The 23,224-nt window shown below is 44.3% G+C and carries 21 protein-coding genes and 1 pseudogene; 9 read left to right on the forward strand and 13 right to left on the reverse strand.

The window, feature by feature from the left end; all coding sequences use genetic code 11:
* Positions 1–11 precede the first annotated feature (11 nt).
* Both FEM55_RS13115 and FEM55_RS13120 read left to right on the forward strand, forming a co-directional pair.
* Positions 12–1,238 carry an ABC transporter permease gene (locus tag FEM55_RS13115; protein WP_138281827.1) on the forward strand — a complete coding sequence of 409 codons (1,227 nt, stop codon included), beginning with the start codon at positions 12–14 and terminating at the stop codon, positions 1,236–1,238.
* A 20-nt stretch (positions 1,239–1,258) separates the two neighbouring features.
* Positions 1,259–3,919 (forward strand): M1 family aminopeptidase, encoded by a 2,661-nt coding sequence (locus FEM55_RS13120; RefSeq protein WP_229209245.1) that lies wholly within the window; start codon positions 1,259–1,261, stop codon positions 3,917–3,919.
* A gap of 55 nt (positions 3,920–3,974) precedes the next feature.
* Here the strand turns inward: FEM55_RS13120 and FEM55_RS13125 are convergent, their stop codons facing one another.
* The 6 genes from FEM55_RS13125 to rplU form a co-directional block, all read right to left on the reverse strand.
* On the reverse strand, positions 3,975–5,039 hold the full coding sequence (locus FEM55_RS13125) for a substrate-binding domain-containing protein (RefSeq protein WP_138281828.1): 1,065 nt from the start codon (positions 5,037–5,039) through the stop codon (positions 3,975–3,977).
* Positions 5,040–5,440: 401 nt separating this feature from the next.
* Positions 5,441–6,496 (reverse strand): ferredoxin--NADP reductase, encoded by a 1,056-nt coding sequence (locus FEM55_RS13130; protein ID WP_138281829.1) that lies wholly within the window; start codon positions 6,494–6,496, stop codon positions 5,441–5,443.
* Positions 6,497–6,508: 12 nt separating this feature from the next.
* The gene (locus FEM55_RS13135) at positions 6,509–7,618 is read right to left on the reverse strand and encodes a hypothetical protein (RefSeq protein WP_138281830.1); all 1,110 of its coding nucleotides are present in this window, start codon (positions 7,616–7,618) and stop codon (positions 6,509–6,511) included.
* 77 nt (positions 7,619–7,695) lie between these two features.
* On the reverse strand, positions 7,696–8,292 hold the full coding sequence (locus FEM55_RS13140; protein ID WP_138281831.1) for a NifU family protein: 597 nt from the start codon (positions 8,290–8,292) through the stop codon (positions 7,696–7,698).
* Positions 8,293–8,457: 165 nt separating this feature from the next.
* Positions 8,458–8,748 carry a 50S ribosomal protein L27 gene (gene rpmA / locus FEM55_RS13145; RefSeq protein ID WP_138281832.1) on the reverse strand — a complete coding sequence of 97 codons (291 nt, stop codon included), beginning with the start codon at positions 8,746–8,748 and terminating at the stop codon, positions 8,458–8,460.
* Between the two features lie 69 nt (positions 8,749–8,817).
* Positions 8,818–9,129, reverse strand: coding sequence for a 50S ribosomal protein L21 (gene rplU / locus FEM55_RS13150; RefSeq protein ID WP_138281833.1), 312 nt, complete (start codon positions 9,127–9,129; stop codon positions 8,818–8,820).
* 323 nt (positions 9,130–9,452) lie between these two features.
* Between rplU and FEM55_RS13155 the strand changes: the two genes are divergently transcribed.
* From FEM55_RS13155 to FEM55_RS13180, 6 genes and pseudogenes are all read left to right on the forward strand, one after another.
* Complete coding sequence (locus tag FEM55_RS13155; protein WP_138281834.1) at positions 9,453–10,103, forward strand: thioredoxin family protein; 651 nt, start codon at positions 9,453–9,455, stop codon at positions 10,101–10,103.
* Positions 10,104–10,127: 24 nt separating this feature from the next.
* Entirely contained in the window at positions 10,128–11,036 is a 909-nt protein-coding gene (locus tag FEM55_RS13160) for an SMP-30/gluconolactonase/LRE family protein (RefSeq protein ID WP_138281835.1), read from the forward strand.
* A gap of 84 nt (positions 11,037–11,120) precedes the next feature.
* Positions 11,121–11,807, forward strand: a pseudogene (locus tag FEM55_RS13165) (DUF1361 domain-containing protein).
* Entirely contained in the window at positions 11,782–12,156 is a 375-nt protein-coding gene (locus tag FEM55_RS13170) for a diacylglycerol kinase family protein (RefSeq protein ID WP_138281836.1), read from the forward strand. Before FEM55_RS13165 ends, FEM55_RS13170 begins: the two are co-directional and overlap by 26 nt.
* Positions 12,157–12,331: 175 nt before the next feature.
* Positions 12,332–12,760 carry a hypothetical protein gene (locus tag FEM55_RS13175; protein WP_229209247.1) on the forward strand — a complete coding sequence of 143 codons (429 nt, stop codon included), beginning with the start codon at positions 12,332–12,334 and terminating at the stop codon, positions 12,758–12,760.
* A 157-nt stretch (positions 12,761–12,917) separates the two neighbouring features.
* On the forward strand, positions 12,918–13,976 hold the full coding sequence (locus tag FEM55_RS13180) for a hypothetical protein (protein WP_138281837.1): 1,059 nt from the start codon (positions 12,918–12,920) through the stop codon (positions 13,974–13,976).
* Positions 13,977–14,045: 69 nt separating this feature from the next.
* Here the strand turns inward: FEM55_RS13180 and FEM55_RS13185 are convergent, their stop codons facing one another.
* Entirely contained in the window at positions 14,046–14,549 is a 504-nt protein-coding gene (locus FEM55_RS13185; protein WP_138281838.1) for a DUF2911 domain-containing protein, read from the reverse strand.
* 132 nt (positions 14,550–14,681) lie between these two features.
* On the opposite strand from FEM55_RS13185, the gene recG reads away from it, so the two are divergent.
* On the forward strand, positions 14,682–16,802 hold the full coding sequence (gene recG, locus FEM55_RS13190; protein WP_138281839.1) for an ATP-dependent DNA helicase RecG: 2,121 nt from the start codon (positions 14,682–14,684) through the stop codon (positions 16,800–16,802).
* Between the two features lie 3 nt (positions 16,803–16,805).
* Here recG and FEM55_RS13195 read toward each other — a convergent pair whose 3' ends face one another.
* From FEM55_RS13195 to FEM55_RS13220, 6 genes are all read right to left on the reverse strand, one after another.
* Complete coding sequence (locus tag FEM55_RS13195; RefSeq protein WP_138281840.1) at positions 16,806–18,149, reverse strand: FGGY-family carbohydrate kinase; 1,344 nt, start codon at positions 18,147–18,149, stop codon at positions 16,806–16,808.
* 118 nt (positions 18,150–18,267) lie between these two features.
* The gene (locus FEM55_RS13200; protein WP_138281841.1) at positions 18,268–18,963 is read right to left on the reverse strand and encodes a GDSL-type esterase/lipase family protein; all 696 of its coding nucleotides are present in this window, start codon (positions 18,961–18,963) and stop codon (positions 18,268–18,270) included.
* An 87-nt stretch (positions 18,964–19,050) separates the two neighbouring features.
* Positions 19,051–19,731 carry a hypothetical protein gene (locus tag FEM55_RS13205; RefSeq protein WP_138281842.1) on the reverse strand — a complete coding sequence of 227 codons (681 nt, stop codon included), beginning with the start codon at positions 19,729–19,731 and terminating at the stop codon, positions 19,051–19,053.
* Between the two features lie 7 nt (positions 19,732–19,738).
* The gene (locus FEM55_RS13210; protein ID WP_138281843.1) at positions 19,739–20,398 is read right to left on the reverse strand and encodes a hypothetical protein; all 660 of its coding nucleotides are present in this window, start codon (positions 20,396–20,398) and stop codon (positions 19,739–19,741) included.
* A gap of 203 nt (positions 20,399–20,601) precedes the next feature.
* Complete coding sequence (locus tag FEM55_RS13215; RefSeq protein ID WP_138281844.1) at positions 20,602–21,912, reverse strand: TolC family protein; 1,311 nt, start codon at positions 21,910–21,912, stop codon at positions 20,602–20,604.
* Positions 21,913–21,953: 41 nt separating this feature from the next.
* Positions 21,954–22,616, reverse strand: coding sequence for an ABC transporter ATP-binding protein (locus FEM55_RS13220; protein WP_138281845.1), 663 nt, complete (start codon positions 22,614–22,616; stop codon positions 21,954–21,956).
* Positions 22,617–23,224 lie beyond the last annotated feature (608 nt).

Consider the following 23,224-nt stretch of genomic DNA (forward strand, 5'->3'; position numbering starts at 1 on the left):
TGCGGCTTTTGATGGATCTTTCATACAGGATTGCAGTTCGCTATTTTTTTTCCAGAAACAAACGCAGTTTCATCAGTCTGATCGCTCGCATTGCCATGGCCGGCGTTGCCGTGGGTACCATGGCGATGATTGTTGTTTTGTCTGTTTTTAACGGAATGGAAGATCTGAACCGCAAGATTTTTAAAACTTTTGATGCCGACGTGAAGATTTCTCCGCGTGAAGGAAAAAGATTTCAGGTTTCTGATTCATTGATTTCCATAATAAAATCGGTAAACGGAGTAAAATCGGTTACACAAGTTATTGAAGACAACGCGCTGGCAAGGTACGGAAGCCAGCAAATGATTGTGAGGCTGAAAGGCGTAGATGAAGGTTTTGAACAGCAGGGCCAGCTGGATACTGCGCTTGTTCAGGGTTCGCTGAAGTTGTACGGTCCCAATGGAACGCCTTATGCGGTTATAGCAGAAGGAATCAGGAACGCATTGTCGATTTCGCTGGAAGATGTCATTGTGCCGCTTGAACTTCTGTATCCGCGTACAGGTACCAAAACGCTGAACGTTACGTCTGCCGAAGCTTTTAACCACATTACCTTGCGGCCGGGCGGAATTTTCTTTATCGAAGCACGTTACGATGATTATGTTATTGCACCGCTTTCGCTTGTTTCTACGCTCATGGAATACGGCAGTCAGCGTTCTGCACTTGAAATAAAGACAATACCCGGTTTTTCAGAATACAAGATCAGCAGGGCAATCGGAGAAAAGCTGGGTGAGAATTTTGTGGTAAAAGACCGGGATTCGCTGAATTCGGATCTGCTCCGCGCCATTCGCCTGGAAAAACTTTTTGTCAGCGTAACCTTGTCGCTGATTATTCTGGTGGCCGCGATCAACATTTTCTTTTCGTTAAGCATGCTTGCCATCGAGAAGAAAAAAGATGTTTCTATGCTGTACGCGCTCGGTGCCGGGCCGGCGCTTATCCGGAGAATATTTCTGGCGGAAGGAGCCATTGTTGCGTTGTCGGGTGCCATATTCGGGCTTTGCGGAGGGATCGCGATTTGCCTTCTTCAGATCCGCTACGGTTTTGTATCCATGGGCATGACCACTTCGCTGATTGATGCGTATCCCGTCAAATTAATGTGGCAGGACATACTCTACACAGGTGTCATTGTCGTTATTATTACTATGATCGTTTCTTATATTCCAGCCCGAAGAGCAGCAGACGCAGGCCAGATTTTACGCGTTTAAGCTGATTTCCGGATTTGAAAATGACACTATACCATCTGAATATTTTGACTAACTATCCTGCAATCAATTCAAAAGCAGTTATGACCGGAAAAAATAACAAGTTCTTCCACAACGGGCTGATCTGCATAATCTTTGGAGTTTTACTGATTTCCCCATTGGTTTCCCGTTCCGAAAAACACCGTGAAACGGCTGATACACTTTTCAGAAGAACACCCGGAACCATTACGCCGCAAGGACCATACCGTCCGGAAAACCCCAAAAAGAGCGATATTCTTTACACACGTCTGGATATTCAGTTTGACTGGGTAAAACAGCAGGCGCCGGCTTCTGCGGTACTGATGTTCAAACCGCATTTTTATCCGCAGAATACGCTGGAACTGGATGCCAAGGGATTTGATATCAAGGAAATTAACCTGCTGGATACACTTGCAAATTACGGTGATATTGCCGCCGGGGAAATAGCCGGCAAGGTGAAGAAAAAGCTCGAATACACGTATGACAAGCGTAAACTGATTGTCAAGCTCGGTAAAAACTATATGCGGAAAGATACGCTTTTTATCAAAATTGATTACGTCGCCAGACCGAACGACGTTCCGAGAGGAAAAGCGGACGACAACGTTTCGGACAAAGGACTTTATTTTATCAATGCCGACGGAATGGACGAAGGGAAACCGCGGCAGATCTGGACGCAGGGCGAAACCGAAGGAAGTTCCTGCTGGTTCCCGACCATTGATGCGCCGAATCAGAAATTTACACATGATTTTTACATTACCGTTGACAGCACTTACAAAACCTTATCAAACGGACTGCTGATTTCGCAGGAAGAAAAGAAAAAAGGCATGCGTACCGATCACTGGAAACAGTCGCTTCCGCATGCGCCGTACCTTGCGATGCTTGCCGTCGGAGATTTTGCCGTTGCCAAAGACATGATGCCGAACGGGCTGGAACTCAGCTATTATGTAGAACCGAAATACGGAGCGGACGCACATGCGATTTTCGGTCGCACGCCTGAAATGATCGGTTTTTTTTCCAACGTATTCGGAATGGATTTTCCCTGGGAAAAGTATGCACAGATTGCAGTAAGGGATTTTGTGGCCGGCGCTATGGAAAATACGACGGCAACGGTGCATGAGGAAGGCGTACAAAACGATACGCGCTCGCTTGTAGACGGCAATTCGGATGCGGTCATTGCGCATGAACTGGCGCATCACTGGTTTGGCGATTACGTTACCTGCGAGGAGTGGGGCCAGCTTCCGCTGAACGAATCTTTTGCCAATTATTCCGAATTCCTGTGGAGCGAATACAATAACGGTAGATACGAGGCAGACTGGCAGAATCTTCAGGAAATGAGGGCATACCTTGCAGAGGCAGAAACCAAGCAGGTTCCGATGATCCGCTATTTTTACAAGGACCGGGAAAATATGTTTGACAGCCATTCCTACGCAAAAGGTGGCCGGATACTGCATATGCTGCGAACTTACGTAGGCGACGACGCTTTTTTTGCATCGCTGCAGCATTACCTGAAAACGCATGCATTCGGAACGGCGGAAATCGACGACCTGAGGATGTCATTTGAAAAAATCACCGGACAGGATATGAACTGGTTTTTCGATCAGTGGTTTCACAAGCCGGGACATCCGGTTTTAAAAATCCAGCAGGAATATGCAACAGCCGGTGGAGGAAAGGTTCTTTTAAAAGTAAAACAGGCGCAGGATACGCTGGCTGCAACGGTTTATCGCTTGCCATTGAAAGTGGATGTATGGGTAAGCGGCAAGAAAAACCGGTATGACGTTACGCTGGATAAAGCTTCGCAAACACTGGAATTTCCAGCTGCCAAAAGACCGGACCTTGTTATTTTTGATGCAGATGCACAGTTGCTCGGCGTAATCGAGCACGAAAAATCACGCAAGGAAATGCAGTTTCAATACCTGAATGCCGACCGGTTTCTGCATAAATACGAGGCACTTGCTTCACTTGAAGGTGCAATGGCCGATTCTACCGTCAAGAATATCCTGGTAAAAGCGATGAATGACCCATTCTGGAAACTTCGTCAGATGGCGATCAGTAACTTTGCCGAATATGACGGCACCGGGTTTGTCGATATTGAAAAAGTAATTCAGGAACGTGCAAAACTTGATCCGCATCCGCAGGTCCGCACAGAGGCCATTATTACGCTTGCATCTTTTGGCGACAACAACAACGATTCCATTTTCCGGGAAGCTTTGAGCGACAGCTCTTATCAGGTTGTTTCAGTAGCAATGGAAAAATACCTGATGGGCCAGCCGGATGACGCAAGCAGCATTGCCGCGCAGTTTGAGAATTCCCCGAATGACGCGATTGTCACTTCCGTTGCGAATTATTATGCCGGACTGGCGCAGCCTGAAAGGTTTGAATGGTTTCTGGAAAAAATGAAGCTGATGAAACCAACCGAGAAATATAATTTCCTGCAGGTTTTCGGAAAGTATCTGATCAAGTCAAAACAGGATATTCAAAGAAAAAGCATTCCGGTGCTGGAAGGGCTTGCGCGTGACAATCCTTCGTATTTTGTACGGTTTGGTGCTTTTCAGGCACTTGGGCTGCTGACGGATATACAGGGTGTTTCTGCTTTGCGTAAAGACATCCGCTCCAAGGAAACAGAACCCAAGCTGAAAGAAATGTATAATCAGTTTGGTGATTTGTAATAAAAACTACTGAGTAAAAGTTCAGCTTTTCAGGTTAGTTGCCCGCTTCCGGCATTCATTGCGGATCCAGGTAATAATCAAGATTTTCTTTTGTAATGATATCCAGCGGCAAAAACTTGATCGGCTGGATTTCTTTTTTAAAAACCAGATGATTGGCAAGCTGGTGAATTCCCCAGTAACCTTGTCCAAGCGGATTCTGATTGATCAGAAAGTTGATGATTTCCTTGTTTAAATAATTCAGGTTAGGTTTTAAAAGGTCATATCCGACCAGTTTGATGTGCCCGAGCTGATTTCGTTCCAGATAAGAGGCAACTTCAAAGGCTTTGGAATTGGTAACATAAATCGCTTTCAGTCCGGGTTCGTCTTTCAGGATGCTTTCCAGTTGCGGATCAATCGATTCGTTTTCAGCATAATTGATTTCCTTGCTGATCACTTTGAAGCTGCTTTTTTCCGGCAAGGTGTTAAAGTAGTCCCGAAAACCTTTTTCCTTGGTAATCAGATGTGCGGAATTTGAAATATCCTCGTTAACATGCGCCACCAGAATACTTCCGGGCGACTGAAGGCCGAAACACAATATTTTGGCTGCAAGGCAACCGCTTCTGTAGGAATCCTGCCCGATATAACAAAGTGGATTTACAAGTTCAATCTGTGTGTTGAACAGCACGTAAGGAATGTTCAGTGCGGCCCATTCTTTAAAAAACGGCAATGCTTCCTTGTAAAACACCGGCGCAATCAGCAAGCCGTCCGGATGTTCTCTGGTTACTTCCTGCGCTTTTGCAATAAAAGACTGTTCTTCATGCGGATCAAAAATATACCGGCTGATGGTAACGCCGTATTGACGGAGTTCCTTTTCTGCCTTTTCCATTCCCGTTTCAGGTGCTTCCCAATAGGAATCCATGTGCGGATCGGGAACAAGTGCGGCTAAATTGAATGTACGCTGCGATTTCAGCGACTGCGCAATAAAGTTCGGTTCGTAATTCAGTTCCTTTATAATGCCCAGGATTCGTTCACGAACATCGTCCGCTACTCTTCCGCGGTTATGCAGCACGCGATCCACAGTTCCCTTGGAGGTTTGCGCCTTTTCTGCAATGTCTTTAATTCTTACGATCTTTTTTTTCACTATCGATTTGTATTCGGAAAAATATAGATGGTTACTTACAGATAAATAACAAGATTTTTCAAATGTAATTTATAATAAAAATATGCTGATGCTGTTTGAACCCCGCCTTTGCAAATTGTACTGCAAGCATGCGGCAAATCAACCGTGTACGAACACAATCAGTAAAATCAGCAGCGTGTTCGTACACTTTTTTGAATTATACTTGGAATAATGGATTTAACAATTAATTTTGTAATCAGTAATATAAATAGAATATTATTCCTGATCACGCCACTATCGCATTCCTAATATTTCAGCATTTAATTCATCTGACCTTATTCCTGTCCTTAACCGTTTCTGAATTCCTGCTAATCCTAAATCCTGAAAAAAGCGTACGAAGTAAAAAACGTACGCTTTTTTATTTACATCGCGGTAAGGATTTCAACTCTTACATCGTCACTGTCCACATAAGCGGAGCAGGTCAGTATCCAGCCTTCTTTCAGGTCCCGATCTGTTAAAACTTCATTTACGCTCATTCTTACTGCACCGTTCTTGCATATTCCTGCACAAGCGGAACAACGGCCGCCTCTGCAGCTGTAAGGCAGGTGGATTCCCGCAGAAAGTGCGGCATCCAGAATGGTCGTATGCGCCGGCACAAGCAACTGGTAATCCTTATCTCTGAAATGTAAATCGATCGTATGCGGAAAAGAATCCGTTTCAGGTTTTGGAACTGCAGGAATCACAAAGCTTTCTTTCCGGATTTGTGAAGAAGTAAAGCCCATGAAATGCAGCGTAATTTCCATGGAACGCATCAGTTCGTAAGGACCGCAGATGAAAAAACGGGCAAGTTCCGGTGGAAAAGCGAGTGATTTGCTTACAAGCTGTTCCAGCCGCGTGTTATTGATCCTGCCGCGGATGCCCGTCCAGTCGTCCGAAGGCTGACTATGGATTTGTATGACTTTCAGCCGTTCCGGAAACTGTTGCTGCAACTGCTGGATACGTTCCTGAAACAGCGTTGTTTTTGTGTTTCTGCTGGCGTAAATCAATGTAATGCGGCTTTCGATTTCATCGGTCAGTGCCTGTTTCATAAGAGAGAAAAGAGGCGTTATGCCGCTGCCGGCACCGAGCAGAACAATGTCATGCGGCTTATCTCCGGTTTTTTCCAGCACAAAACGGCCTGCTGCAGGCAAGGCTGTGAATACATCGCCGACCTGGACGGAATGTACCCAGAAACGGGAAATTTCACCATTTGGAACACGCTTGACGGTAATGGCCGGAAAGGCATCTGCATCCGGCGCAGAACTCATGGAATACGAACGCCGAACTTCATGGCCATGCTGCGGAATGAGAAAAGTAAGGAACTGACCGGCTTTGTACGTAAAAGGCTTTCCGTCGGTTCTTTCAAACAAAAACGTTTTGGTATCTTCACTTTCCGGAATGATTTGCCTTACGCGCAGGGAAATGGTGGAGTCGGACATCAGTTGGTGTCTTTATTGAATATTTTTTAAGTAAGACTTTTCAGCAAGAAAATTATTCCAGACCGTTTCATATTCTGCCAGCAAAGTCCAGCAATGCGCCTCACAAATCCAGTGCATATGAAAAAGCGGGTTAATGGAAGCCTTGTAAAGCAAAGGATTCTCATACGCTGTCAGCAATCCGGCAATGAAGAAGTAAAAACCTTTGAAGTCATGAACCGTGTAATTTTCGACGGGAATCCTTTCTGTTTCAATGCCGAGCCTTATCAGGGAAGTAGAAAGAATCACGCGGTCCATCGGGCTTTTCGTGGCGGCTGCAAGCTGAATCGTGTCTTCAGCCAGTTTCTTTCTGATACTTTGAAGAGCAGGCGGATCGAATGCTGCAATCAATCGCGCTACATGATAAATAATCAGCGGTGTTCGCGGATATTGATGCGCACACCGGAAAGGAGCAGTCCGGTAACGGTCCGTTTCAATGACGGAACGAATGTAAGCAAGGCTGTCGTGATCGTGCCGGTTCAAAGGCAGGTTATGCCGGAAAATCAGCAGCATGAGATTGCTCAGCACGCAGACGTCAAATTCAATATACATGTTCTTTCCGAACCATGTTGAATAAGCCTGCAACGCGCTGTATTCGGGATACGTGTTCCGAATGCGTCGTCCGGTCCCGTTGGCATGCAGCGGCAGTTTCTGTTTGAGCCAAATCATTTCATCCGTTGACGCTTTGGAAGTCAGATAAATAAATGCAGTATCATCAATGTCGTCAGGAATACGGAAATGATCAAAATGGCGGAATACATGGCCATTCGGAAAATGCATGGAAGGTTTTGTTTTCCAGAAATTATAAGTCTTTAAACCGTCTTTGTTCTGAAACGCAGGATAATTTTTAATAACCTTGCCGCAAATTCTGTCGATCCGGTTTTGAAGTTCAGCGTCCGCCTGATTCCGTACCGATTGCAGCGTATAGCAGATAATGGCTGAAAAAAATATCGTTGTATCCGGTCTTCTGTAACCAATAACCGGATTAATGCGGTATGCAGAAAAAATGCCTTCCGGAAAATAGCGGTTTCCCGTGGATTGTAGACATTCGGTTTGATCAATGAATTTCTGCAGGTTTTGCTTCATGTTCCGAAACTAACAAATCACACTATAAAAAGAAACCCTGTCTTTCGGACAGGGTTTCGGCAATTTTATTTTCTTTTTTAAACTCCTTCTGCCACAACCTGTTTCACATCCGGAACCATGCGGGTAAGCAAATTTTCAATTCCGGCTTTCAATGTCAGCGTGGAAGACGGGCAGCCGCTGCACGAACCCTGGAGCAATACTTTAACAACGCCGGAATCTTCATTGAACGAATGAAAGTTAATGGCACCGCCGTCCGATTCCACGGCTGGACGTACGTATTGGTCCAGCGCCGCCTTTATTTTCTGAACCGTGTCGGAATCCCTTGAATCTACAATAACCGTGTTTTTATCAATGGTGCGCTGTTCGAAAACAGGATGATTTTCTTCAAAATAAATCTTTATGAACTGCTTTGTATCTCTCAGCACATCTTCCCACGCAATGGCTTCATCTTTGGTCAGCGTAATGAAGTTACTGGCTATAAAAACCCTTTTTACATGCGGAAACTGAAACAGGTCATAAGCAAGCGGTGAAGCACTGCCTTCTTGCAAAGCGGCTTCACGCGAAGGGTAATCAAATGAAAGTCCGTCGGGAACCAGTTCGAAATTCAATACAAATTTCATTGAATTCGGATTGGGGCTTAATTCCGTATATACAAAAACCGGTCGTGTAAGCATTTCTTTTTTATAAAATGATGGGGTAAATTAATCTCTACTGCAATGAACAAGTAAAATGAAGATTTGGTTTTCAAATCCGGAAATGCACGGCAATAAAAAAGCCCGTCAGTTATTTTTCTGACGGGCTTTCAAAGTTCAGCACGATAAAATGCTGGATCTGATTTCCTAAGCTTCTGCTGTTGCAGGCTCGGTTGCCGCAATTGCGATGGGTTCAATGTGAACGTAAGACTTGTTTTCACGCGTCTTGCGGAAAACCACATTGCCTTCAACCAGTGCAAACAATGTATGGTCGCGGCCGATGCCTACGTTTTTGCCAGGATTGTGTTTTGTTCCGCGCTGGCGGACCAGAATGTTGCCTGCTTTGGCAAGCTGGCCACCAAATAATTTTACTCCAAGACGCTTGCTTTCCGACTCACGTCCGTTTCTCGAGCTACCTACACCTTTCTTATGTGCCATGATATCTTAAACTGATTGTTGTAATTTCTTGATTTAAACAGATACTTGCTTTCCGGGTTGCGGAACAACTCAGGCTACAATTTCGTCAATGCTGATCTTTGTCAGATACTGGCGGTGACCATTTTTAACTTTGTAACCTTTACGTCTTTTCTTTTTGAAGACGATTACTTTTTCACCTTTAAGGTGTTCAAGTACAGTTGCTTTTACAGAAGCGCCGGCTACTGTTGGCAAACCTACCTGTACTGTGCCTCCGTTATCAACGAGAAGGACTTTATCAAACACAAGGGCAGCGTTCACGTCACCTTCAAGCCTGTGCGTGAAGATAGCGAGACCCTTTTCAACCTTAAATTGCTGACCTGCGATTTCTACAATTGCGTACATGTTAATTGATTATGATATACTGAATTTCAAAATGAGGTGCAAATATAGGCACATAAATGCAGAATAACAATGCCTTACGCTGTTTATTTGGTACTGCAAGCAGAGCCCGGAACGCCAATAGAAATGCCGGCCGGATTATTTATGCAATTATTTGTATAGATATAGTTAAAGCTGTTCAAACAATTACCTTTATACATCAGATGAAAAGTGCCGTTCACGGAATATTTGTCAAATTGAAGGATTAACAAACCTTAACATTCCAAAAATGTTACTTTTATCATTAAATTACGTCTTACCATAGGAATGATTAATAAAATATAAAAATGAAAATTGGTCTGTGGATTTTGATTGCTGTATTTACGGGTTTGACAGGCAGAACAAGTGCTTTCAGTTCGGATTATGTTTATCTGAATGATGAAAAACAGGTTTCCTCAGGTTATCAGATAGGCGATGCCGTGGCTAATTTCCAGCTTAAAAATGCAGATGGCAGCAATGTTTCTTTAAATGATTTTTCAGGGTCAAAAGGCATTATTGTTGTTTTTACAAGCAATCACTGTCCGTTCGCAAAGGCTTATGAAGACCGCGTTATTGCGCTGAACAGTAAATTTGCGTCTCAGGGATTTCCGGTAATTGCCATCAATCCAAGCGATCCGGGAACGCATCAGGACGATACGGCTGAAAAAATGAAGGAAAGATCTGCTGCCAAAAGTTACCGGTTTCCATATCTGGTCGATAGTCAACAGCAAACAGCCAGGGCGTTTGGTGCCATCCGTATGCCGCAGGTTTATATACTTCAGAAAAACGGGGCCAAATTCATAGTCAGGTATATGGGTATGATTGATGACAATCCGCAGGATCCGTCAGGTGTCACAAAACTGTACGTTGATGAAGCCGTAACCAATCTTCTGAGCCAGAAACCGGTTGTGACTACGGTAACAAAACCCGTCGGATGTGCCATCAAACTGAAAAATTAATGAATTAACGATTCATGCAGTCTTATGAACAAACTTATTGCATCCGTCTTTTATAGCATTTTGTTATTGCTGGCGCAACCTTCCTTTGCACAAACCAAAAGCAAGAATTTTTCCAACGAAGGTGAATTTACTAGCAATTGCGAAGGACCAGCTGTTGATCAGGACGGAAATGTATATGCAGTCAATTTTGCCCGCGACGGCACTATTGCCCAGATCAACAAGAAAGGCAATGCCAGCTTTTTTGTCACACTTCCCAAAGGCAGCACCGGGAACGGAATCCGGTTCGGCGATGCAAATACCTTTTATGTAGCCGATTTTACAGGCCATAATGTTCTGAAAGTGAATCTGATCACGAAAGAAACAACTGTTTTCGCCAATGAGCCGAAAATGAATCAGCCCAACGATCTTGCCATTACGGCTTCCGGGCATATTTTCTGTTCCGATCCGAACTGGAAAGAGAACACCGGCCAGATCTGGCACGTTTCACCCGACGGTAAAACAAAGATTGCTGCTGAAAACATGGGTACCACCAATGGTATTGACATAAGTCCGGACGAGAAAAAGCTGTACGTCAATGAAAGCGTACAGAAAAATGTCTGGGTTTTTGATCTGTCTGAAGACGGCACTTTGTCCAATAAAAAACTGCTTTACCATTTTGAAGACGGCGGTATGGACGGCATGCGGTGCGACATTCTCGGGAATTTGTACATTGCACGGCATGGCGTCGGTGAAGTAGCCGTTCTTTCACCCGAAGGCAAAGTAATCCAGACCATTAAAACCATTGGCAAGAAAGTATCCAACATCTGCTTTGGCGGACGCAACGGAAAGACCTGCTACATTACGCTTCAGGACCGCGGATGTCTGGAAAGTTTTCAGGCCAAATCAGCCGGAAGGGAATGGGCCATGATGGAGGCCTTTTCTGAAAAGAAGTAGAATGATCTCTAACGATCATTTTCGAAAGTTTTTTAGTCAGGTTTCCGGCCATTTTGAAATGCTTCACCGTTCTTTACACACGCTATGTTTAGGTATGAAAAACAGTTTTATTTTCTTCAGAGAAATCTGAATATTGTCCTGCTTTCCATTATTTCGTTTTCTGCCGTAGCACTGCTTGCATTTCGTATTTACAGCTACGACTGGGATTTTATATTTCTTGTCTGGAACCTGTTTCTTGCCTGGGTGCCATTGCTGTTTATTCAAATGGTCTGGTCATTTGAAATCAGGCGCAGGCTGCCGTTAGGACTGCTGATCGTTTGTTTCCTGATCTGGCTTCTGTTCTTTCCAAATGCACCTTACATCATAACCGATCTGAAATACGTTCGCAGCGTTCCGGAACATATGATCTAGTATGATGCGCTGATGCTTTTCAATTTTTCAGTTGCAGGCTTGCTGGCAGGCCTTTGCAGCATCCGGATTGTGCACCGGATTTTTGCACATCGCTGGAACCATGCAGTTGCCTGGCTCGTAGTTCTGGTTTCTATGCTTCTCGGCGGTTTTGGCGTATACCTGGGCCGGTATGGCAGATGGAACAGCTGGGATATGGTGACGCAGCCGAAAGCACTCTTGCAAGGAATAACAAGCCGTATGCTGGACCCGTTTGCAATAAAACATACTTTTACGTTTTCGTTCGTAATGATGTTGTTGTACTTTGCGTTCCATATTTTCGACGAACTCAAAAAGCATGAAGGGACCCATAAATATTCTTAAAGCTGTGCGTAGCTTTCGGTATGCCGGCGTAGGTATTTATAATTTATTCCGATACGAAAACAACGCCCGCATCCATTTGCTTGCCTGTATATTCGTCGTTATTGCAGGTGTTTTCTTTGATATTTCATCTGCCGAATGGTCATTGCTGGTTATCCAGATCGGACTTGTATGGTCGGCAGAGGCGGTTAATACAGCCGTTGAAAAACTGGCAGACGTCGTTTCACCTGAATACCATCCTGGAATCAAAGTAGTAAAAGATACAGCTGCCGCCGCAGTGCTCATACTTGCCATTTCAGCTGTCATTGTAGGAGGAATTATATTTATTCCGAAAGCACTGCTGTTTTTTTGACCTTTGTTTCAGTTCCTCAACATCCATGCGCCTTCGGACAACATCATTCCAATCTGCTATGCACCAGCAAGTTTTTCGCTCCTTGTACGTTGTCCAATGCTTTATTGTACATTCTTTTCGATTGGTCTGCAGCAATTTGTACAAGTGCAGGCTTGCATGCATAACGGGACTCTTTTTGTTGCTGACAACCTTTGAAATCAAAGCTCAGTTTTCTGCTGACAGCTCCCTGCAGCTTGCCCGGAAATGGTATGACAAAGAAACCATTTACCTGAGAGGCGGCAACAGTTATGTTAAAAACAATGTTATTTATTCAGGAGGAAAAGCCTTGCGGAGCGAATTCATGATTTCTCCGGGCGGACTGGAATTATACCTGAAATCAAGACGTACAAGAAACATCGCATTGTTTATTTCACTCGCTGGCTCCGCCGGAACAATCGTTTCGCTCGTTTCAGGCAATAGGGACAATCTCCGCAAGTTCTTCTGGGTATCGCTGGGAACAGGAGTCGTTTCATCGGTTCTGACCATGCAGGCCAACAACCAGCGCGATCAGGCGGTTTGGCTGAGAAACCGGGATGCCATGATTTTTATGAAGGTTGAACAGTAAATGTACTTTGTCAAAGCAAAATTTTTGTATGTTTTAGACAATTTTTAGCCACTTGCTCATTATTTATGGCAGTTGGATAAATAAATTTTCATGTTCAAAAAGTTGCGCTTTATTTAATTTAAAGATTCAGTTTGCCTTTATTTTAAATATCATCTATATGAGTGCATTATTATTTTCTACTAAGCTATTTCCATTTTTATGCTTACTTGTTGCTTCCTGGGAATGTAAATTACTTAATACAACAGGAGAAGACATTTGGCAATCAGATACAATCATCAATTCTAATAACCAAATTCATCAGTATGCTGATATTTTTATAGCAGGCGCAATTAATAATTTCAATAATTATTCAAACGCCGCTTACTGGAAAAACGGTAAAGAAATTATACTCTCAAATGATCATTCTTTTGCAAACGACATTCTAGTTAATGAAGGTGATGTTTTTGTAGGAGGGACAATTAACGGAAAGCCATGTTATTGGGTTAATGGAAAATGTGTAATTATAAGCAAAGATGATGGATTTGTAAGTGCTATTAAGTTTCATAAGGGAAATCTATACATGGTAGGGCTATACCATGATAGCTTGACAGATATATACTATGCCTTTTTGTGGGAAAATAATGTTTTTACCATTCTTGGTAATGGCTATGCCAGTGTAACTGACATAGCTTTTGATAATAATGACATTTACATAGCGGGAATTGATGAAGGAAAGCCTTGTTATTGGGAAAATCAGGTGAAAATAATGTTATCCGATCATGTCGGAATAGTAAATGGCATTGAAATAGCAAATAATGATGTACTTTCAGCAGGAGAGTTCGCACCTGAAGATAATGAATATTATTTAACAGGTTACTGGAAAAATAAAGAATTCATTTCTGTTGGTAATAATTCAGCTTACATCTGGAATGTTAGCTTCAATAAAGACAAGATTTATCTTGTTGGATCTCAGATAATGGATAAGGATTCATTAATTGATCAGGCTATTTTAATTGAGGATAAGGTCAAAACAGTCCTGAGTGTTCCAGACAATGTGTCAGCTGTTGCATTAAACATTGATTTTAATAAAGGCGATAAATACATTATAGGAAATTGTATTACATCAACAAAACCAGTATTGTCTTCGCAGGTTTGTTACTGGCTTAATAATAAAATATACATTATTGGAAGGCCGGGTTCTGTTTGCTCGGCTATTCATATCGAGCCTGTTCTATAACTGTTTAGAAACAGAAAATGCCTGCACTTCTGGCAAGTACAGGCACTTTTTGTTTCTGATTTATAAAACCTAAAATTTCAAAGGGACAGAAAAACCTGATTTATCCCACTGGAAATCAAGTGAATTGTTCTTAACGGTAAAAGTCAGTTTTTCCTGTGAAGACGGGTAAGTCTTGTTTGGAACAGTTACTTTCAGCACATCTTTTCCTTTGATTTCTTCATATTTGTAAGCACCCCATTGATTTCCTTCGCTGTTCAGGATAATGGTCCATTCTTTTTCGGCAGGAATTGCAAAAAACGTGTACGTTCCTGCTTTAACCGCCTTGCCGCCGAACATTCCGTCTTTCTTGAACGTAATTGCCGTAGCGCTGTCGGCACCGATCCGCCATACTTTTCCATAAGGTTCAAGGCTTCCGCTTCCTGCGTTACCGAAAAGCACACGTCCTCTTTTGGATGGCTGGCCGTAAGCAATGGTTACGTTTTCACCTTTTGCAGTCACTCTCGGGCTTTTTTGTGCAGATGCCCATGTAAATGCGATCAATGTAAGGAACAGCGTTAAAAATGTTGTTTTCATAAAATAATGAATGATAAACTGGTTTTAATGAAACTGGATTTTTGCAGTAACGAATTACGCTATTGAAAAGTTGTGAAGCAAGCCTTTTCGCTTTCATTCCTGATAAGTGATTTTAGATTGTATATTTGAATAATGATTTCTGAAAATAATCCACCGGTACGTACCCGTTTTTTCGATACCAAAATCGAATTCCTGAAAGGCGTTGGCCCGCAAAAAGCGGCTTTGCTGAATCAGGAACTGAATATTTTTACATACGGAGACCTTATTCAGCATTATCCGTTCCGGCATGAAGACCGCACTGTTTTTCACAAGATCAGTGACCTGAACGAGCAGCTTCCCGCTGCGCAGATCAAAGGAAGGCTGCGCGAAATGACAACCGTAGGCGAAGGCGGAAAAAAACGGCTGGTTGCGTATTTTACAGACGGAACGGGCATCATGGAGCTGGTCTGGTTCCAGAGTATCGGGTGGTATGAAAAAAGCCTGCGGCCCAACTCGGAATACATTGTGTACGGCAAACCCGTTGCTTTCGGCGGAAGGTGGAGCATGACGCATCCCGACATCGACCTGATGACGCCGGAAAATGAAAACGGCGGTTTCTGGCAGCCGGTTTATCCATTAACAGAAAAGCTTCGCAAGCGTTTTCTGGATAGCCGTACGCTCAGCCGCATAATCCGGAACCTGCTCGAAATTGCCCATCAGCACATTCGCGAAACACTTCCTGAAAATCTTGTCCAGAAATACCGTTTGGTCTCAAAAGCAGACGCGCTCTGGAATTACCATTTGCCGCAAAGCCAGCAATGGCTTGTGCAGGCGCAGAGAAGGCTGAAATTTGAAGAGCTTTTTTACAATCAGTTCCGGCTGATCAAAAATAAGCTGCTGCATAAAACCGAATACCCGGGCCTTGTTTTCAGCAAAAATGATCTGGTCAGGGAATTTTATGCCAATCATCTGCCATTTAGTCTTACCAATGCGCAGATCAGGGTTTTACAGGAAATTCATGAAGACCTGAAAACCGGAAAACAAATGAACCGGCTTTTGCAGGGCGACGTAGGCTCGGGAAAAACGATTGTGGCTTTCATCACCATGCTCTTTGCCTTGTCCAACGATGCGCAGGCATGCCTGATGGCACCGACCGAAATCCTTACCGATCAGCATTATATGGGCCTGAAAAAATTTGCGGATTTGCTCGGGATCAATCTTGGAAAGCTGACCGGATCAACGAAGAAAAAAGACAGGGAAGTTATTCATCAGCAACTGCTGGAAGGTTCCATGCAGGTGCTTGTAGGAACGCATGCGCTGATCGAGGATATTGTCCAGTTTAAAAATCTGGGATTGTGCATTATTGATGAACAACACCGTTTCGGTGTAGCGCAACGGGCGAAACTTTGGGCTAAAAACCCGCGCATTAATCCGCATATGCTTGTGATGACCGCAACGCCCATTCCGAGGACACTTGCCATGACGCTTTACGGAGATCTGGATATTTCGGCCATTGATGAACTGCCAGCAGGAAGAAAGCCTATCAAAACGGTGCATCGCTATGATGCAAACCGCGCTTCTGTTTTCGGGTTTATGAAAGATGAAATTGCAAAAGGAAGGCAGATTTACATGGTTTATCCGCTGATCGAAGAATCGGAAAAAATGGATCTGAAGGATTTGATGGACGGGTATGAAAGCGTTTCAAGGTCTTTTCCGGATGTTCCGCTGAGTATTCTGCATGGCAAGATGAAGTCAAAGGATAAAGATTACGAAATGGCGCGTTTTGTTAGCCAGGAAACAAAAATCATGGTTGCGACCACGGTTATTGAAGTAGGCGTAAACGTTCCCAACGCATCTGTAATGGTCATCGAAAATGCGGAAAGGTTCGGCTTGTCACAGCTTCACCAGTTGCGCGGAAGGGTAGGGCGGGGCGCGGAGCAATCTTACTGTATCCTGATTACGGATTACAAAATAAGCAAGGACACCAAATTGCGGATTGAAACGATGTGTCGGACCAACGACGGATTCGAAATTGCGGAAGTGGATCTTCAGTTGAGAGGCCCGGGCGATCTTTCAGGAACGCAGCAAAGCGGCCTTGTGGATCTGCTGGTTGCGAATCTTGCGCAGGACGGACAGATTCTGAAAGAAGCCAGACTGTCTGCAGAAGCTATTTTGAACTCGGACCCGGAACTGCTCCAGTCTGTTAACCAGCCTATACGCCTTCATCTGGCAAATCTGCGTAAAGAGGAAACGAACTGGAGCAGGATCAGTTAACGGTTATGCCTTGATTTCCCGGTTGTCATTTAAAAACTCAAAGTTCTGCGGACGCGTAACATGCAGCGCAGCTCCCAGCGAAGTCGCATACGGAAGGTCTGTGGCATGCACGGTATGCTTTGGAAAATTACGTGCGATCAGTCTGGTGAATATGTCGTTTCTGGCAAATCCGCCGTCGATGTAAATAGCTTGTACGTCGTTTACGCCCACCAGTTCCAGTGAAACGGCAAGCATATCCGTGAGTCCTTTGATCAGATGATGGTATGCAGCGTCTGCAGAGGCAAACGCGCTCACCTGCCATTCCATAGGGCTTGGTTCCGGGAACGGCCCGTTGCCTGTCATGCAGGCCGGATAAAATTTGGGCGTATCCGCTTTTAGAATTTCATCGTCAAACTTCACACTTTTATAAAAATCCGGTGCAACACGGAAATATTCTGCAATGCGTGCGACCTGAAAATCGTGTTCTTTTCCCAGAAAAAGCCGTGATGCCGTCACGCCGCTGCCTTCGGGCGTAAGATAATTCATGCAATCCCGTTCCAGCTGGTAAGAAGTCAACGGTTTGGAAGTAAAGGAATTGAAGTTGATGCACCAGGTTCCGGTAGAAAGCAGCACAAACGGCTTTTTAACAGCCATCCGGTAGGGAATCAGCGCAGAGGAACTGTCGTGCAAGCCAAATCCTGACTGGATTCCTTTGTCTCCATTACGGTAAATAAACGACGACGAAGCCAGAACAGGCGCCAGTTTCTTGTGAATGCCTTCTGCTTTTACCCACTCATGGTAATCCCACATTTCAAAGCTCCACAATGCCGTATGGCAGCCCAGTGAAGTGTAATCGCTTACTTTTCGTCCGGTCAGCAGATAAAGAATGTATTGCGGCAAATGCAGCGTCATGGCAATCTGCTTGTAAATTTCCGGCTGCGTATATTTCAGCCAGTAAAGCTGCATGCCCGAGTTCAGCATACCCATAGCGGGCGAGCCGGTCTGCAGGGATATGCGGGTCGGATCGCCGTACGTACTGTAAAACTGATTGAGAAGGTCTTCAGGAAATGGCTTCAGATACGAATAAAGCGGAGTAAGCGGTTTGTGTGCAGCATCCAGATGTACAAGGCTGGCTCCGTAGGCAGCCACATTCACTGCTTTGATATCATACTCCGGATTATTCAGCAGATCTGTCCAGCGACTTGTTACCCAGTTGGTCAGAAGTTCTATGTCTTCCGTCGGAAACCCGTCCTCATCGGTCGTTTCGGGCAGCGACTCGGAGAATTCTTCTACAATCTGATACTTTTCATCAAAAAGTACGTACTTTTTATTGGTCCTGCCAATGTCAAAAACCGCTGTTAATTTCATTAATTTGAATGCTATGCCACTTTAAACCCGGAGAACATTTCCGTTCTTATGGTGACTTACGTTAAAACGAATACCCTTACTTCTTTAACTTTCTGAATTCACCGTCAGCTCTGAATCATCAGGCTGTTTTTTCAAGAACAGGTTTCAGGACTTTGGTCCAGCGCCGGTATCCTTCATCGTTCATATGCAAGCTGTCGCTTACGAAAATAGCCGGGTCCGGTTTTCCGTCTTTCAGCATTACAGGCCATACGTCGATATATCCGTGCCTGCGGTCCTTTTTTATATAATCCTGAATAAGCCTGTTTGCCTTGATGACATCGTCCCGCTTTGCCCATCTGGAAGGAGAAGGTTTCAGGGAAACGGCGTACAGCTGCACTTCCGGCAGTTTGTCGCGGATCCGTTTTACAAGCGTGACATATGCGTCCCGGACTTGCTCCGGCGTTTTTGCTTTTGAGCCAAACATATCGTTTTCGCAGTAAATAACCACGGTTTTCGGCTGATATTTCGTGATCGTGCGATCGGCATAGTAAATAACTTCCGGAAAAGTGGAACCTCCGAAACCACGGTTGATAATGGGCAAAGGCGCCAGATCTTCACCGGCAGATTTCCACTTTGTAAAAGATGAACTTCCGGTAAGAACGATTCCGCCCGGCGCCGACATCTGCTTCATATCCTGATTTTCAAATTCCCTGATCGCATTCTCTGACCTGTCAACCTTGTAATCCGGTTCCCACGGCGTACCCAGATTTGTGTAATTGGGTTTATGACAAGCATTTAGCCAGATTAAGGCAAAAATCAATAGGTATTTTTTCATTATTCATAAAATGGATATAGCAAATAAGGCATATATGTCCACTTTTTAATGATCCCGGGCCGAAAAAATCAAGAAACAATCAAGTTTTTACTCTTTCAGAAAATACCGGAAACCAAGTCCTACGAATGGGAAACTAATAGCAGGCGTTAATTTGTAATTAAAACCGTTTCTCAGGATCGTTTCATCCGTTCGAAGCTGTGTTGATTCAAAAGCAGAATAGGATACAAAAACCGGATTGGAAAATCCGAGTGAAGCCGTTATCCACCATTTTTCCGACAGTTGATAATACATTCCGGCACTGAGCCCGGCCGAAAGCGCAATCGTGTGGCCCCGGGTTGTGTTGGGAGTATTGTATTCCGGACTCGGACCTTTTGTAAAAGTATAGCCAAGGTCTATGTTCGGCCCTGCAAAGACACCCAGTTTGTTGTTGAAATGCTTGTAATACTGCCAGAAGCGGCCAATGCCAAAACCTAAATTATTGATGCCTTTGTAGGTTTTCATTACTTCGCTATTGGGCATATACGATTTTCCGCCGATTAATGAATGGCTGAGATTCCAGCCGCTGGCCCTTGTTTCGGATTTGAATTTCCCGGCGTGAATATTGATGTTGTAATTATATCCATTGGTGGAAGTCGTCAGATCGGGATTGTGGTTGAAGAAATTAACGCTTGCTGCTCCGGAAATAAATTTTCTTCCTGCAAACTGCGCATGTATGTAGCCGGCTGTGCAGAACAGCAGCATAAGGGTAAAAATGAAGATCTTTTTCATAGCTGATTTAGTTTGCTTTTTGAATATACCACGATGCCCTTAAAGAAAAATAGCTTGTCAGTCCGGTTGTTACAGCTGAATTAAAAGAGATGGAATTATTGTCGTTCATATGACTGTACCCGATTCCCAGTGACAATAAGTTCACGTCCGCTTCCAGCGCAAACCTTGATTTGAGCCGGTAAGCAATGCCGGGTACAACGGTAAGCCCGGCACCATAACCGTTCTCAATATCTTTTTCTGCAATGTCGTAACTCTGCTGTGTCGATCTCAGATAAGAACCATAAACCGACGTGTTCAGGAATGCATACCATTTTTCGTTTAATGTTTTGTAATGCCGGATAAAAGGCGATAAAGTGTATGCGTTATTACTGTAACGGCTGGTGTTTTCCTGACCTCCAATTTTGTTTTTGCCACTACTGAAATTAAAGTTTGCACCAAAGCCCAGGCCCAGCATTTTATTATTACCGGTAAATCTGCCGATCTGGAAAGAAGGATTAAAGGAAACGGAATTGCCGCTGTTTTTTTCAAGAGCATATTCTATTTTCTGATTGGAGCCTTCCAGGCTCAGCGTGGCGGCGCGATACCGCGTTCCCGCCGGAATTTGCGCCATTGTTTCACCGGCAAGGCAAAAAATGCCAAGCAGGTTCATAAGAAGAAGTTTTTTCATGACTGTTGTTTTAGTTAGTAAAAGCAAGATACAGATGTTTATGTAACCACCGTATCGTTTAGCTTTATTTAACAAAAAATATAACAAAAAGAGGCAGCGAACAGGCTGCCTCTAAAAATTACCGATACCAAATTTAACCTAACAATCTTTGCAAAACATTGACCGGCAGCTTTCTGGCCGTTATCATGCTGTATTTTTCAAGGTCAGAAAACGCCTTCCCAGTTTCCCTGACGATAATATTGTAACAATCTCTGCTGCATCAGAAATCCGTATTTTGCCTGAATGGCATTTGCCTGTGCTTTGGCAAGATTGGCTTTGGCAAGCGAGTACTCAAAAATATTCGCCACTCCGGCGTTCAGCTTGCTTTCAACGACCGAAAAGCTGGCTGTAAGTGATTCCACCTGTCCCTGCGCCGCAGCGTATTTGTCGGCCATCGCATTCAGGTTCAGTACGGCCAGCTCTATGGCCTGCCGCAACTGCTGGTTGGTTACATCAAGTGTATTCTGCGCTTGTCGTTCCTGTACTTTTGCGAGATCAATGCGCGGACGTGTAACCCAGCGGCCCATAATCGGAATGTTGAGGCTCAGGCTTAAAGACCCGTTTCGGGTTGCGTTCAATTGCTTGAAATAATCGAGGTTCGTGTTGGTGGAAGCGTAAAAGGCTCGGATATTGGCGCCCATGAACAAGGACGGATAATTTTCAGCCTTGATGGATTTTACCAGATACACAAAACTCTGGCGGTACAGTTCGGCACTGCGCAGTTCAGGAAAAGTTTTCTGGGCATCTTCGTAAATGGCCGCTACATTGTCGGCATGCTGCGTAGTATCTTTCGGAGCAAGCGATTCAAATTCCACTTTGTCGTCGGGTGCAATGTTGATCCGCTGAAACAAGGCAAGCCGCGCCGTACGGTAATTGTTCAGTGCCGTAACCTGATCAAAACGGTCGTTGGCAAGCTGCGCCCTGATCTCGAACAACAGATTGGAGGCTGCTACGCCGGCATTCACCTGCTTTTCAACACGGTCAACCTGCTGCTGGGAAGACGCAACCTGCTGGTCAGCAGCTTCCAGCAAGGATTTCGTCGCCAGTACATTTACATAACCCTGCATGAGCAGTACCGTTTGTGCATTCAGGACCGCCGTTTTGTTTTCCGCAAAGGATTCTTTCAGCAGCACGCCCTGGCGAATCTGGTTCTGGAGTTTAAATCCCTGAAAAACCGGAATTCTCAAACCGGTTCCGATGGCGTTGTAACTGTAAACCTCGTCTATATACGCGTTGGTATACTGGTCAATACTGCGCCCGATGTTCAGGCTCTGGTCTGCACCGATATAGATTTGCGGGAAAATCTGCGACCTTGTCTGTTTCAGCTGCGCCTGTGAAGCTTCGGCCTGCAAATTGCTTTGCTGATACGTAAGGTTGTTTTTTACTAGAAGATCCACGCATTCGGCCAGGCTCAGCGTATTTTGTGCCTTTGAAAACAACGGCAGCAGGCAGAAAAGTAAAAGTAAATGTTTCATAGCTGTTAAATTTTTGATAGGGATCGGATGAGCGTGACGCCTCATGCCAGCCAGCCGTCTTTCAACCGTACGATCCGGTTTCCGTAGCCTGCATTTACTTCCGAGTGCGTGACCTGAACAATAGTCACTTTGTCTTCCTTGTTGAGTTTCTGAAATAATTCCATGATTTCAATGGCTTGTTCGGAATGCAGGTTTCCGGTCGGTTCGTCGGCATAGATCACTTTCGGATTGTGTACAATGGCTCTCGCCACGCCTACCAGCTGCTGTTGTCCGCCTGAAAGCTGATGCGGGAAAAGGTCTTTTTTGGCGACCATATTAAAGCGGTCGAGCAGTTCGGCGATGCGGCTTTTGCGTTCCGATGACGAAGTTCCTTTGTAGAGCAAAGGTGTTTCAATGTTTTCATATACAGTCAGTTCGTCAATAAGGTGATAGGCCTGAAAAACAAAACCGATGTGATGGCGGTGCAGCTCCGTACGTTTCTTTTCGGAAAGTTTCTGAACGGGTTCGTCCATAAAAAGGTACTCACCTTCGGACGGCTCTTCCAGCAGGCCGAGAATATGCAGCAAAGTTGATTTTCCCGAGCCGGACGGCCCCATAATGGATACAAATTCGCCTTCTTTGATGTCGAGATCAATGTGGCGCAGAACATACGTCTTGCCAAAACCTGCCGGGTAATATTTGGAAATCTTGTCTAACTTGATCATATAAAAACAGGGATTGAAGATTCAGGTGCAAATACCCGCTTCTCTGATGTCAACACTTTTTAAAAAGCCTTGCCAGAATATTAAGCTATTGATAGCCAAATAGTTTTCTTTTGAAGCGAAGTCGTGATCGTTCGGAATCGTACAAAGGTGTACGGTATCGGACGAGGTTGTTTTTTGGTGTTGAAAGCGGCTTGGAATCCTCTGCCGGCTGTAAAATCGCGGATCGTGGCATTGGTTTTCCGGACACTGGCCGGGAGGCTGTTTCGGAGAATCTATTTCCGTACATGAATAAATAAACTATTTTTTAATAAAGGTAACAGTCTGCTTTTATCGTCAGATAACCGGCCTGGGCGCAGAGCAATCCGGCGGTACGAATGAGCTATTGATTGATGAAACGATGCACACAAGATACGGGCATGAACTCACTTTGTGGAATAACAAGTATTTCAACAGGCCATACGAACAACAAAGGCGCTGCGGTTCAGGCAATTATTCTACAAATCAGAAACTATAAAGCTTGCAGTCTATATCCATTCAGAAAGAAGAAGCCTTAAAATTATTTGTAAGTAAAGCCATAAATTGTAATTTCATTCCGATTTCTTCTACTT

The sequence above is a fragment of the Dyadobacter sediminis genome, from assembly GCF_005860765.1.
In the GTDB taxonomy this organism is placed as follows: Bacteria; Bacteroidota; Bacteroidia; order Cytophagales; family Spirosomataceae; genus Dyadobacter; species Dyadobacter sediminis.